The 12,519-nt window shown below is 35.5% G+C and carries 15 protein-coding genes; all 15 read right to left on the reverse strand.

The features are described from left to right. Positions 1-12: 12 nt before the first annotated feature. On the reverse strand, positions 13-1,404 hold the full coding sequence (locus CALHY_RS07140) for an oxaloacetate decarboxylase subunit alpha (protein WP_013403297.1): 1,392 nt from the start codon (positions 1,402-1,404) through the stop codon (positions 13-15). 28 nt (positions 1,405-1,432) lie between these two features. Continuing rightward, the gene (locus tag CALHY_RS07145; protein ID WP_013403298.1) at positions 1,433-1,816 is read right to left on the reverse strand and encodes an acetyl-CoA carboxylase biotin carboxyl carrier protein subunit; all 384 of its coding nucleotides are present in this window, start codon (positions 1,814-1,816) and stop codon (positions 1,433-1,435) included. 8 nt (positions 1,817-1,824) lie between these two features. After that, positions 1,825-2,016: a hypothetical protein gene (locus tag CALHY_RS07150; RefSeq protein WP_013403299.1), complete on the reverse strand. Its 192-nt coding sequence runs from the start codon at positions 2,014-2,016 to the stop codon at positions 1,825-1,827. Positions 2,017-2,052: 36 nt separating this feature from the next. Then, entirely contained in the window at positions 2,053-3,597 is a 1,545-nt protein-coding gene (locus CALHY_RS07155) for an acyl-CoA carboxylase subunit beta (protein WP_013403300.1), read from the reverse strand. Positions 3,598-3,798: 201 nt separating this feature from the next. Beyond that, positions 3,799-4,653 carry an agmatinase gene (gene speB / locus CALHY_RS07160; protein ID WP_013403301.1) on the reverse strand — a complete coding sequence of 285 codons (855 nt, stop codon included), beginning with the start codon at positions 4,651-4,653 and terminating at the stop codon, positions 3,799-3,801. 17 nt (positions 4,654-4,670) lie between these two features. Next, on the reverse strand, positions 4,671-5,498 hold the full coding sequence (speE, locus tag CALHY_RS07165) for a polyamine aminopropyltransferase (protein ID WP_041723389.1): 828 nt from the start codon (positions 5,496-5,498) through the stop codon (positions 4,671-4,673). A gap of 85 nt (positions 5,499-5,583) precedes the next feature. Then, positions 5,584-6,432: a hypothetical protein gene (locus CALHY_RS07170; protein ID WP_013403303.1), complete on the reverse strand. Its 849-nt coding sequence runs from the start codon at positions 6,430-6,432 to the stop codon at positions 5,584-5,586. Further along, on the reverse strand, positions 6,402-7,070 hold the full coding sequence (locus tag CALHY_RS07175; protein ID WP_013403304.1) for a glycosyltransferase family 2 protein: 669 nt from the start codon (positions 7,068-7,070) through the stop codon (positions 6,402-6,404). Before CALHY_RS07175 ends, CALHY_RS07170 begins: the two co-directional genes overlap by 31 nt. Positions 7,071-7,112: 42 nt before the next feature. Continuing rightward, positions 7,113-8,057: a copper transporter gene (locus CALHY_RS07180; protein ID WP_013403305.1), complete on the reverse strand. Its 945-nt coding sequence runs from the start codon at positions 8,055-8,057 to the stop codon at positions 7,113-7,115. A 6-nt stretch (positions 8,058-8,063) separates the two neighbouring features. Further along, positions 8,064-9,179 (reverse strand): putative cytokinetic ring protein SteA, encoded by a 1,116-nt coding sequence (gene steA / locus CALHY_RS07185; RefSeq protein ID WP_013403306.1) that lies wholly within the window; start codon positions 9,177-9,179, stop codon positions 8,064-8,066. Next, positions 9,179-9,604: a methylglyoxal synthase gene (mgsA, locus tag CALHY_RS07190; protein ID WP_011917393.1), complete on the reverse strand. Its 426-nt coding sequence runs from the start codon at positions 9,602-9,604 to the stop codon at positions 9,179-9,181. Before mgsA ends, steA begins: the two co-directional genes overlap by 1 nt. 10 nt (positions 9,605-9,614) lie before the next feature. Beyond that, a complete protein-coding gene (gene rodA, locus CALHY_RS07195) occupies positions 9,615-10,724 on the reverse strand; it encodes a rod shape-determining protein RodA (RefSeq protein WP_013403307.1) in 1,110 nt (369 codons plus the stop codon). A 1-nt stretch (position 10,725) separates the two neighbouring features. Further along, positions 10,726-11,028 (reverse strand): cell division topological specificity factor MinE, encoded by a 303-nt coding sequence (minE, locus tag CALHY_RS07200; RefSeq protein ID WP_013403308.1) that lies wholly within the window; start codon positions 11,026-11,028, stop codon positions 10,726-10,728. Positions 11,029-11,039: 11 nt separating this feature from the next. Further along, complete coding sequence (minD, locus tag CALHY_RS07205; protein WP_013403309.1) at positions 11,040-11,840, reverse strand: septum site-determining protein MinD; 801 nt, start codon at positions 11,838-11,840, stop codon at positions 11,040-11,042. Between the two features lie 28 nt (positions 11,841-11,868). Beyond that, the gene (gene minC / locus CALHY_RS07210; protein ID WP_013403310.1) at positions 11,869-12,516 is read right to left on the reverse strand and encodes a septum site-determining protein MinC; all 648 of its coding nucleotides are present in this window, start codon (positions 12,514-12,516) and stop codon (positions 11,869-11,871) included. Between the last annotated feature and the right edge of the window lie 3 nt (positions 12,517-12,519).

The raw sequence follows: 12,519 nt of genomic DNA on the forward strand, positions 1-12,519 counted from the left end.
GTCCTTCCTTTTTTACACAGGATACACTTTGTTACCCTGAACAAGATCAGCGTCAACCTTGTATTTTTTTGCGAACCTTAACTTGAAAAAATTTTCTGCAAGTTGAGGGAATAAACAGTAAGTTACCACATCAGTATCATTTTCAATATACTCCTTAATTTTTTCTTTTGCATTCTCAAGCTCTGGAGAAATTAAATCTGCAGGTCGGCAGGTTATCTCTTTTTCGTCTTTCAAGATTTTTCTTTTTACCTCTTCATTCACAGGAGCTGGAGGTTTTCCGTACTCACCTTTAAAATACGCTTTTGTTTCTTTTGTGACAAGCTTGTATCTCTCACCTGCTACAACATTCAAAACAGCTTGTGTTCCCACAATTTGACTCGTAGGAGTTACAAGTGGCGGATATCCAAAATCTTTTCGAACCTCAGGTACCTCTTTTAAAACCTCATCTAACTTGTCTTCCTGTCCTTGTTCTTTTAGCTGAGAAATAAGATTTGATAGCATTCCACCAGGTATTTGATAATGAAAAGCATTTATATCAACACTTAATACTTTCGGGTCAAGAAGCCCTTTTTTTATATACTCTTCTCTGAGTACTTTAAAATATTCGCTTGCCTCGTTTATCTTTTCTAAATCAAGTTTTGGAGAATATTCTGTGTCTTCAAGTGCATATACAATTGTTTCGGTTGGCGGCTGGGAAGTGCCCAGTGCAAGCGGAGATAAAGCCGTGTCAATACCATCCACACCTGCTTCGATAGCTTTCAAATATGTCATTGACCCAAATCCTGTGGTGTAGTGTGTGTGAAGATGAATAGGAAGTTTTACCTGCTCTTTTAACGCTTTTACAAGTTTATAAGCATCAAATGGAGAGAGAAGCCCAGCCATGTCTTTTATACAAATTGAGTCTGCCCCAAGTTCTTCTATTTGTTTTGCCAAATTTACATAGTTTTCAATAGTATGATAAGGAGAGACAGTGTATGATATGGCAACCTGGGCATGTCCTTTTTCTTTTTTTGTTACTTTTAGAGCCATTTCAATATTCCGAATGTCATTGAGCGCATCAAATATTCTTATAATATCAATGCCATAGTATATAGCCTTTTTTACAAACTCTTCAACAACATCATCAGAATAATGTCTATAACCAACAAGATTTTGTCCTCGAAGAAGCATCTGGAGCTTTGTCTTTTTAAAAGCAGTTCTCAGCTTTTTTAATCTTTCCCATGGGTCTTCATTGAAAAACCTCAGACACGCATCAAATGTAGCACCGCCCCAACACTCAACCGAATAATAACCAACTTGGTCAAGCACAGGAGCAATCTCAAGCATCTGTTCAGTTGTCATGCGCGTCGCAATGAGTGACTGATGAGCATCTCTCAGTATTGTTTCTGTTATTTTTACCCCCATTATTTTTAAAACCTCCAGAAAATTTTTCTTACTCTATTTCAAACAGCAAATCTCCTTTTGCTACCTTCTGCCCTTCCTTTACATGTATTCTTTTAATTTTTCCTTTGACAGGTGCAGTTATTTCATTTTCCATTTTCATGGCTTCAAGAATTAAAACAGGTTCATTTGCATCCACAACATCGCCTTCACTTTTCAGCAGCCTTACAATAGTACCCGGAAGCTGGGCAACAACCGAATTTTTATCAGAAGAAGGTACAGGGCTTTGTTTTGTTTTATCCTCATGTCTTTCCTGTTTTGGATCAAAATGGCCAATCTTAGGCCTTGGCACAACAGGAGTAGCATTTTCAACTCCTATTTCTTCCACTTCTACAACAAATTCTTGGTCATTAATCTTTACCTTGAACTTTCTCATCACAAGTTTTACCTCCATCTATAAAACATCTGTGACTGATTGAGTATCATCTCTCTCGCACCTTTGACCCACTTGTTTTGCTGTTTTGTAATATTGGTAATTTTATAATTCTCTTTACCCATCACAATGTGCAAGCAAGCACAAATACAAGCAAGTTCTTCTTTTGTAATGGTTGAAATAGTACTGACCTGAGCATACATTTTTAAAACACTCTCCTTTTTTTACAAAAATACATTTTATAATGGAATATTGCCATGCTTTTTGGGGGGCCTTTGCTCTCTTTTTGTAATGGAAATTTTGAGCGCCTCAATGATTTTGTTGCGGGTAAGCTGCGGTTCAATTACATCGTCAACATACCCACGGGCAGCTGCAATGTATGGATTTGCAAACTTTTGAGTATACTCTTCTATCCTTCTTTTTCTTTCTTCTTCGGGATTTTGAGCGCTTTGTATCTCTTTTCTAAATATAATATTTGCTGCGCCATCCGGTCCCATAACAGCTATCTCGGCAGTTGGCCATGCAAACACAAAGTCTGCACCAATGTGTTTGCTGCTCATTGCAATGTAAGCCCCACCATATGCTTTTCTCAAAATTACATTTATTTTAGGGACTGTTGCCTCTGAGTAAGCATATAAGACCTTAGCCCCATGGCGGATTATACCATTGTGTTCTTGGTTAACCCCTGGCAAAAATCCAGGCACGTCTGTAAATGTTATTATAGGAATATTGAATGCATCGCAAAATCTAACAAATCTTGCTATCTTGTCTGACGAATCATAATCAAGCACTCCAGCGTTCACTTTGGGCTGATTTGCTACAATTCCTACGCTAAAGCCCCCTATTCTACCAAATCCTACAACAGCATTTTGAGCAAAATAAGGTTGTACCTCTAAAAATTCTTGGTTGTCTACTACTTTGTAAATTATTTCTTTTACATCATAAGCTTTGTTTGGCTCTGATGGAATTATGCCTTCAAGCTCGGGAACAAGTCTTTTTTCTGAATCAGATGACATTATAAAAGGTGGGTCTTCCATGTTATTCGAGGGTATAAATGACAATAAATACTTTATCATGTCAAGCAGGTGATACTCATCCTCTGCAATAAAATGAGCAACTCCACTCTTTGAGCTGTGGGTGTAAGCGCCACCAAGCTCTTCAAATGATATCTCCTCTCCAGTGACAGCTTTTATAACCTGAGGTCCTGTAACAAACATTTGGCTGGTTTTGTCCACCATAAAAATAAAATCCATAATAGCAGGAGAGTATACAGCTCCACCTGCACAAGGTCCCATGATAGCTGCAATTTGTGGAATTACACCTGATGCCATGGTATTTCTATAGAAGATTTCACCATACCCTGCTAATGCATCAACACCTTCTTGAATTCTTGCACCACCAGAATCATTTATACCTATCACCGGGCAACCATATTTTAATGCTAAGTCCAAAACTTTACAAATCTTCTTTGCATGCATCTCTCCAAGTGAACCGCCTATGGAAGTAAAATCTTGGGCATAAACAAATACTTTTCTGCCGTTGATTGTTCCATAACCTGTTACAACACCATCACAAGGAACAAATGTATCTTTCATATCAAATTCTTGACATCTGTGCTCAACAAACATGTCTATTTCATTGAAGCTTCCAGGGTCAAGTAAATATTCTATCCTCTCTCTACAAGTAAGTTTTTTGCTATCATGCTGTTTTTTTATTTTATCTTCTCCACCAAGCTTTAGTATTCTTTCTCTCTTTTGCTTGAGCTCTTTGAGCTTGTCTGTCATTAAAAATCCTCCTCAAAGGTGATTTATCATGTAGTATTAATATCTGGTATTAATATATTATGCTAATTTCTATTTTATAACATCCAAACATTTTTAGCAAGAAAAAATTGAAAAAATAAAATGAGGGTGTGGACTTTGAAAAGGTACTATTTTGTAAGTGGTCCACACCCTGTTATTTTTAAATGCATAACTTTAAACTTTTTATTCAATCATCAATATCAGCTCTCTTACTATCTTTGCAGCAAGTAGTGCTGTTCTGTCAGAAATATCATAATATGGGGCAACTTCCACTATGTCTGCTCCTATTATATTGAGGTCTTTTAATTTAAGTAAAATGTCAAAAAAATCTGAAGATAGAATTCCACCTGGCTCAGGTGTTCCTGTACCAGGGGCAAAAGCCGGGTCAAAAACATCTATATCTATCGACAGATATACCTTCTTGCCTTTTAAATCTTTAATAACATTATTAATTTCACACTTGTCAACAAAATAAAGATTGCTATTCTTTTTTGCAAATTCAATTTCTTCTTTAGACCCCGACCTTATACCAAACTGGTATATATTCTTAAAACCTATTACCTCACCCACTCTTCTCATAACAGTGGCATGTGAAAACTTTTCACCAAGATACTCCTCTCTCATATCAGCATGAGCATCAAAGTGAAGTACATAAAACTCTTTACCGTTTGAATTTGCCGCCGCTTTTATTAGAGGAAAACTGATTAGATGTTCACCGCCCAAGAAAATAGGAACTTTTTTCTCTTCAAACAGCTTACAAGCAAATTGATATATTGTCTCAATACTTTTTTCAACATTTCCAAAAGGAAGCTCTAAATCTCCCATATCACAAAATGTCTTATCATAAAGGGTTTTGTCTTGATAGATAGAATACTCCTCCAGCTCTATTGAGACTTCTCTTATCTTTGCAGGAGCAAAACGTGAGCCTGGTTTAAAGCTCACTGTGAAATCCATAGGAATTCCTGCTAAAACTATGGTACTTGCTTGATAATTTTCTGTTGCACATAGAAAAAAAGGTTTGTAGAGATTAAAGCCCATTTATTTTTACTCCTTTTTTATTTTATAATTTCCTGGACAAAAGTTGGCAGTGCAAATAGAGCTTTGTGCAACTCTGGATTGTAATATTTTGTATCAATTCTTTTTATCTTTGAAATATCTACCTCAAGCGGGTCATATTTTTTAGAACCAAGAGTAAAACTCCAAAGCCCGCTTGGATATGTTGGAATAAATCCAAGATAAAGTCTTGTTATTGGGAAAATAGACTTCACTGCATGAAATACATTCTTTATCAAGTCCTGGTCATAAAAAGGCGACTCGGTCTGTGCAACAAAAAGTCCATCCTCTTTCAAGCATTCAAATACTGCCTTATAAAAACTATCTTGAAAAAGCCCCACTGCTGGTCCAACAGGATCTGTTGAATCCACAATTATAACATCAAACATGTTTTTGTTCTCGGATACAAATTTTATTCCGTCGGTTATAATGACCTCTGCCCTTTCATCATCCAGTGCACAGCTTATCTCAGGAAGGTATTTCTTGCTTGCTTCTATAACTTCTCTATCAATCTCGATTAAATATGCCTTTTCGACCTCGTCATGTTTGAGAATTTCTCTGATAACTCCTCCGTCTCCCCCACCTATGACAGCAACCTTTTTGGGATTTGGATGGGTGAATAAAGGAACATGAGAAATTAACTCATGGTAACAAAACTCATCTGCAATTGTTGTCTGAACAGCACCGTCCAGTACAAGCATCCTACCAAACTGTTTTGTTTCAAGTATTGCCAAGTCTTGATATTGAGTCTTTGCCGTATAAATGGTCTTTGTTATCTTGCATGTAAATCCCAAGTCAGGAGTCTGTTGCTCGGTAAACCAAAGTTCCATCTCAACCAATTTCTATTTACCTCCTTGCCGAAAACTTTAAACAACAGTGAATATATTACAATATCCGACAAATAAATTCAAGTTATTAATTTTTCCGACCTAACATATCTATAAAATTTAAAAAGTTATTTCTTTCAATAACTTTTGAAAATGAGATGTGTTCAGATAAAACATTCAGTACAGAAACCACAAAAAACACAGTCCATATCAAAAACGAATTGTAACTTGCAGAAAAGTTATTTGTCAAAATGAGAAAGAAGAGATACCCAATCGCGTTAGAACCAGCGTCTCCAAGCATATAAAATTCCCTCAAATCACCCACAAAAAACGGAATAGTTAGAGTCAAAAGCACAACTGCTGTACTGTCAAGATGCATAAAAAAACTAAGTACCACAACGAATATCCATAGCACCTTTATGCATCTTCCAGGTCGAAGGTCAAATAGGTTAAATAGGTTAACACACAGCGAACCCAAAACAGCATAAAAAAGTGACTGCACTACTATTTTGTGCAAAATCATACTTGAGATAAAAATCACAGCTGGCACTGACACCATCTTTAACAGTCCAGTTGAAAATTCACCATTTTTTATAAATCTTATAACATGTCCTTTAAAACCTTTGCTTTTATTGTCACCAAAAATGTCGTCCAACAAACCTATAAAGGATATACACCACATCGAAATAGCCACAACTAACCATTTTGCATTTGAAGTACGAAAAAATATCTGTAAAAAGTATATTACCCAGCTAAGCGACAAAACAATCCCCATACAACACGGAATTTTTTTACCTCTAAAATTCTCTTTCAACAAAAGATTGTATTTTTTTAGATAAAAAGTGGAAAAAATTAGCACTCCTATTTCGAATCCACAAAAAATTAAATAATCCTTTACCAGATTTTTCACGCCCTCCATTTGGTAATAAAGACCCAAAATATATCCTTCATCTGTCGAATTTTATGTAATAAATCTTTCAAACTCTTTCCTTTTTCGTCGTGCGAAAAATCAAACTCAACCTCTTTTATTTCACAACCCATCTTAATAAAATCAATTAACATTGAAATGTCTACTCCATATCTATCAGGAATGTGTTTAATATCTTTTAAAACAGAAAATGGAATTATCCTCTGACCACTGAGACAATGCTCAACCTCTTTTCTGGTATAAATTCTCACTACAAACTTAGCAAACTTTTTCACAACTCCAAAACCCTTTTTTCTCACTTTTATAGGATAACCAATTACCACTTGTTTATCGTTTAGAATAAAAACTTTCTCGCAAAATGCTTGCAGCTCTTCTTTTTTTGTCTTCAGATCACCATCTAAAAGTATTATTTTGTCAAATGTCTTGTCTTTGAGATATTCAAATGCTGTTTTTAGAGCCGTACCCTTGCCTCTGTTTTTATCATGTCTTAGTATGGTGCACTTATCACAATTAAGTAAAATCTTTTTCTTAGAACCATCATCAATAACAAGTATATTTTTTATAAACTCTATGTTAGATAAGTCCAGAAGAAGCTTTTCAAAAGATTGTGGAGGATTGTATACAGGAATTACCACAACAATATTCAATTGTTTTCTTCCTCTCATGAGAAGTTTGCAAAATCAAATTCTTTATGGCATAACATTTGCAGATTGTATATTTTGATATTGTTCAAGCAAACTTTCCCTTCTTTTTTTTAATAAATTTTCTGAAACCTCAATGCTTAAAAAGGTATTAGGCATTAAGAGGTTTGCCTCTTTTTTAGTTCCATAATTGCCATTTCCACCTCTTATAAGCTCCATAAGCGAAACTTTTCCTGTCAGTTCATCAACGTTATCAACTGTATCCAAGCCCATGCTTTTGTACTTTTCACAATAGTTTATCTCACTGTACGATTGCTCAACCCCAACAATGTTGAGATCATTTATATTTCTCAACTTTTCAATAAATCTTCTATCAACTGCGTTAAAAGTATCGTTCTGAAGGGTATTTCCACCTGCTATTAAAATTGTATCGGCAATTTCTCCTGATAGTCTATTTATTTCTATATATCTTTTTTCTGTAAGTTTTGATAAAAGTTCATCCTTCATGTCAAATACCGCATACAACATTAGAGTATTTATCGCATCTTCCGGAAGTTTGTATTCTGGAAAATCGTTTGTCTTGTTATTCAAAACGTCCACAAACGTCCGTTTTATTTTAACAATTCTTGCTAACTTTATTTGGTTTTTTCTCAAAAAATCTATTAGGTCGTTGTATGAATAATCTGTTGAGGTTACAATGAGACTTACAACTGCATTACTTTTGCATGTTTTGAGGTATGCATTTACAAGAGTGTCATTTATTTTTCCCAGTTGATTTATCTGTGATTTGTACTCATCAATCTCTTTTAAAAGCCTGTCATTTTCTTTTTTTAACTCAACCAAGTTCTTATCTATGAGACTCAGCTGCTGCTGAAACTGTTTTTGAAGAAATTTTTCACTATTTACAGAAAATCCAATGAGAATGCCAACTCCAAGAGCAACAAAGATAGAAGCAATAGTAATAATAAAATATTTTATACTAACTCCATTCATTTTTTCCTACCTCAAGATTACTCTCAGTTTTAGTTGAATTAAATAGAAAAAGTATTGAAAAGGCGGCGTTATCATTAGAATTGCAAGTATAGGAATAAGTGCAGAAAACAACAAAACCCCGATATATTTGAAACTTACCTTTTCAGTATAAAGCTTAGACACACCTCGTGCATCCACAAGCTTTGAACCTATTTTTAGCCTGACCAGAAAAGTGCTGGACATTCCTTTTCGACCTTTCTCTAAAAAATCAAGCATACTGCTGTGAGAACCAACCGAAACTATCAGTTCTGCTCCCTTTTCATAAGCCAAAAGCAAAGCCACATCTTCACTTGTGCCAGGACATGCTATTGTTTTTGCAGTAAGTCCTAAAGCTTCTACTTTTTTAAGACCTGGTGCATATCCGTTAGGATACGAATGAACAATTATCTCGTCACATTTGTAAAGACTTTCTTCAGACACACTATCCATATCCCCAATTATAATGTTTGGTCTTATCTTTTCCTCAAGCAATGCATCAGCAGCACCATCAACTGCAATCACTACTGGTTTTACCTCTGTAATATAACCTTTTATTGCTTTTATATCCTTTTTAAAACTGCTTCCTCTTGTCACAACAAGCACATGTCTTCCGGCTATTTTGGTTGAAATGTCAGGGATTTCAAATTGTCCTAAGATAAATCCCTTTTCCTTTTTCGCATACTCTAAGGTATTTTCTATAAAATTCTCTAAAAGATTTTCCATTTCTTTGAAACTCTTTTGATAAAAAGATTCAAACTCTTCTTTAGAAAGATATTTTGCATCACACAGATAATTGCCGTTTAAAAATATCTTATCATCTTTGATTTCTATAATGTCCCCTTCTCTTATTCGATTAAATACATCTTCCCCTAAATTATCAATTATAATCACATCGTGTGAAAGAAGAATCTTCGCACCAACTGCTGGAAACTTCCCGGTAAAAGACTTAGCACAGTTGATTACCACCTTTACTTTCTTTTCTAAGAGAGAATATGCAGCTACCTCATCAATATCCTCGTGCAATATGACAGGTATCTCCCCTGGTCTTAGTCTTTTAACTAAGTTCTTGGTCCTTCTATCAATCCTTACCTTGCCTTTTATCATCACTTATCACTCTTGTTTTTTTGCAGTTTTGGATTTACAATTTCACGCCATGATAAGTCTCCTCTATCAAGAGCTTTTATCAAGAGTTCCGCTGTTGCAATGTTTGTTGCAAGAGGAATATTATGGACATCACAAAGACGCAAAAGTGCATTCACATCTGGTTCATGAGGCTGAGCTGTAAGCGGGTCTCTCAAAAATATCACCATGTCAATCTGATTGTATGCAATCAAAGACCCTATCTGTTGGTCCCCTCCGAGCGGACCTGGAAGGAATCTATGAACTTCAAGTCCTGTTGCTTCCTGTATTAACCTTCCGGTAGTCCCTGTTGCATATAATGTGTGCTTTGACAATATAAACTTATAAGCTATTGCAAATTGAACCATAAGTTCTTTTTTCTTGTCGTGGGCAATAAGTGCTATATTCATTCTCTTCACCTCAAAACATAGTTTTTATATTTTCCCTATAAATGCTTTGCACAATTCCAAGTGATGCCATGGAAGTAAGCATCGAACTTCCACCATAGCTTACAAACGGCAGAGGAATTCCAGTCACAGGCATTATCCCAAGAGTCATTGCAATATTGACAAACATCTGAAAACTAAACATTCCTGCAACTCCAGCAACAATGTAAGATGCAAGCTTTTCTTTGCATGTGGAAGCTATTCTAATAAGGTTCAGTATAAGCAGCGCATATACTGTTATTATAATTATACATCCTACAAACCCAAGTTCTTCACCTGCTACACCAAATATAAAGTCAGATTCTTTCACAGGAAGATAATCAAGTCTGTTGATTGTTCCCATAAATAAGCCTTTGCCAAATACTCTTCCTGACCCTATAGCTATCTGAGAGTATATTACCTGCCATCCTTTTCCCATCGGGTCAAGCTGAGGATTTAAAAATATTCTTATTCTATCTTTTTGATATTCATGAAGAACAAATTCCCATGCAATAGGAATAAAAACCAAAAGTGCACCAATTGCTGCATAGAAATATCTCAAGTCCAGCCCTGCAACAAATAAAATTGTAGCAATTATGGCGATGAACACAGAAGCTGTTCCCAAGTCAGGTTGTTTTAAAACAAGAACTATAGGAATTGCAGTGAAAATTAATACTTTGGCCAATGTTTTGAATTTATTAATATTTTCCTGCATCGTAACAACTTTTGCAAAAAACACTACCATGAGCAATTTAGAAATCTCAGACGGTTGAAACGAAAATGGTCCAATTTTTATCCATCTCTGACCGCCAAGCACATTTATGCCTTTTATGTCTACATACAAAAGCAGAATAACCATTATCATATAAATAATAACATAAAAGTTTGCAAATATTCTATAGTCAATTAATGAAAAAATGAAGTACAAGCTCAGTCCCAAACAAAACCAGATGACTTGCGAAATGACCAGTTTATATTTTCCTGTCTCCAGAACATTAGTTGCACTTGCAATTAGAATAAATCCAGTAAGACAAAGAATTATCATTAAAATGGTTATGACAACATTGAACCTTTTTTTTATTGTTTGCTCGTTTTGGACCATCATTTTAGTCATCAGCCTCGTTGTTTAAAATCTCAGTTTTCTTTACAGATTTTATAGGAATATTGGCAATAAGTGCAGGAACAAATTCACCTTTCTGCTCAGACGGTGTTCTGGTTATTTGAATTTCCAAGAGCTTGTCGTCAATCACTATGTATTTTTGTATAGCTTTTAAAATTTCATTCTTTATCAGCTCTAAAAGTTCTGGAGACACGTTTGCCCTGTCGTGAATAATAACAAGTTTCAACCTTTCCTTTGCAATATCCTTTGAAGATTGTTTGTTAAAGAACTTGTTAAAAAATTCAAACATTCTTATTCCTCCTAAGAATTATTTAACCCCAAAAACCTTTTAAGCCTACCCAAAAATCCTAAATTTTCTTCCTCGCTCACAATAGGGATATTCTCCCCCAAGATTCTTCTTGCTATGTTCCTGTACTCTTGTCCTGCTCTTGATTTTTCGTCCATTACAACAGGTTCTCCTTTGTTAGTAGAGATTATAATCTTTTCATCGTCAGGTATTATTCCAAGAAGTTCTATCGAAAGAATTTCGAGAATATCGTCAATATCCATCATATCTCCACGTTTTACCATATCAAACCTTATTCTGTTTATGATAAGCTTAGGATTGTGCAGCTCATATGCTTCTAAAAGACCAATAATCCTGTCGGCATCACGTACAGCAGAGACTTCAGGGGTTGTTACCACAATTGCTTTTTGTGCACCTGCAATTGCATTTTTAAAGCCTTGCTCAATCCCCGCAGGACAGTCAATCAAGATAAAATCAAAATCGTCCTTCAACTGTTCGCACAAAGCTTTCATCTGTTCAGGTGAAACAGCAGTTTTGTCTTTTGATTGAGCAGCAGGAAGCAAATAAAGCCCATCAAATCTTTTATCTTTAATTAGTGCCTGTTTGGGCTTGCATCTTCCCTCGACAACATCTACAATGTCAAACACAATTCTGTTCTCAAGTCCCATAACAACATCCAAATTTCTAAGACCTATATCAGCATCAATCAAAAGTACTCTTTTCCCTAAAATGCTCAAATATGTCCCTACATTTGCAGTGGTTGTTGTTTTCCCCACTCCACCCTTACCAGATGTAATTACATAAACCTCACCCATCTTCTAAAACTCTCCTTTTTTCGTTATTTTAAAATTGCGTAACAGGCTTAACAACTATCGCATCATTTTCTATATAAGCTATCTCAGCAACTGACTTTTCACGTTTATTTTCCTCATCAGGTGCCCTTGCAATTATATTGGCAATCCTGATTTGAACAGGGTCCATCTCAAGCGCAAAAACGACAGCATTTTTGTTCCCTGAAATGCCTGCATGTGCAATCCCTCTGAGCGCTCCCAGGACAATAATGTTATTTTTGGATATCACCTCTGCTCCGGGATTTACATCCCCTATAATTATCAGATCAGACTCTGAGGTTATAACTTGTCCTGAACGCAGAGTACCTTTGTGCACCTTTGCATTGAGCTTTTCTTCTTTTATATTTTCAACTCGTTCCTCTGAAGTTGAAATAAGATTATGAAAACTAATCTCGTCCCATGGAAATATTATATCATGCACTCCTCCAAATGTCTTCATTATCTCTATTAGCTTTTGAAGCTCATAACTGTTAAGCTTCCTTCCTATGAACTGGATAGGAATCTCATATCCTGAAAAAAAATTTTTGCCGTTTATAACTTTTTGCTTAAAGTGATCACAGATTGTCTCAAAATCACAACTGCTATCCAAAATGACAGCAATTCCTTTCCCAAACCCTTTTAACACAACAGGTTCATTCAAACC

Origin of the sequence: Caldicellulosiruptor hydrothermalis 108, from assembly GCF_000166355.1 — a bacterium.
Lineage (GTDB): Bacteria > Bacillota > Thermoanaerobacteria > Caldicellulosiruptorales > Caldicellulosiruptoraceae > Caldicellulosiruptor > Caldicellulosiruptor hydrothermalis.

Coding starts and splice junctions, on each gene's coding strand:
- rodA (WP_013403307.1), bottom strand. CDS start 10,724: ATGATGGTCCAAAACGAGCAAACAATAAAAAAAAGGTTCAATGTTGTC.
- steA (WP_013403306.1), bottom strand. CDS start 9,179: ATGATAAAAGGCAAGGTAAGGATTGATAGAAGGACCAAGAACTTAGTT.
- CALHY_RS07140 (WP_013403297.1), bottom strand. CDS start 1,404: ATGGGGGTAAAAATAACAGAAACAATACTGAGAGATGCTCATCAGTCA.
- speB (WP_013403301.1), bottom strand. CDS start 4,653: ATGGGCTTTAATCTCTACAAACCTTTTTTTCTATGTGCAACAGAAAAT.
- CALHY_RS07145 (WP_013403298.1), bottom strand. CDS start 1,816: ATGAGAAAGTTCAAGGTAAAGATTAATGACCAAGAATTTGTTGTAGAA.
- speE (WP_041723389.1), bottom strand. CDS start 5,498: ATGGAACTTTGGTTTACCGAGCAACAGACTCCTGACTTGGGATTTACA.
- CALHY_RS07155 (WP_013403300.1), bottom strand. CDS start 3,597: ATGACAGACAAGCTCAAAGAGCTCAAGCAAAAGAGAGAAAGAATACTA.
- minE (WP_013403308.1), bottom strand. CDS start 11,028: ATGTTTGAATTTTTTAACAAGTTCTTTAACAAACAATCTTCAAAGGAT.
- CALHY_RS07180 (WP_013403305.1), bottom strand. CDS start 8,057: ATGAATGGAGTTAGTATAAAATATTTTATTATTACTATTGCTTCTATC.
- mgsA (WP_011917393.1), bottom strand. CDS start 9,604: ATGAATATAGCACTTATTGCCCACGACAAGAAAAAAGAACTTATGGTT.
- minD (WP_013403309.1), bottom strand. CDS start 11,840: ATGGGTGAGGTTTATGTAATTACATCTGGTAAGGGTGGAGTGGGGAAA.
- CALHY_RS07150 (WP_013403299.1), bottom strand. CDS start 2,016: ATGTATGCTCAGGTCAGTACTATTTCAACCATTACAAAAGAAGAACTT.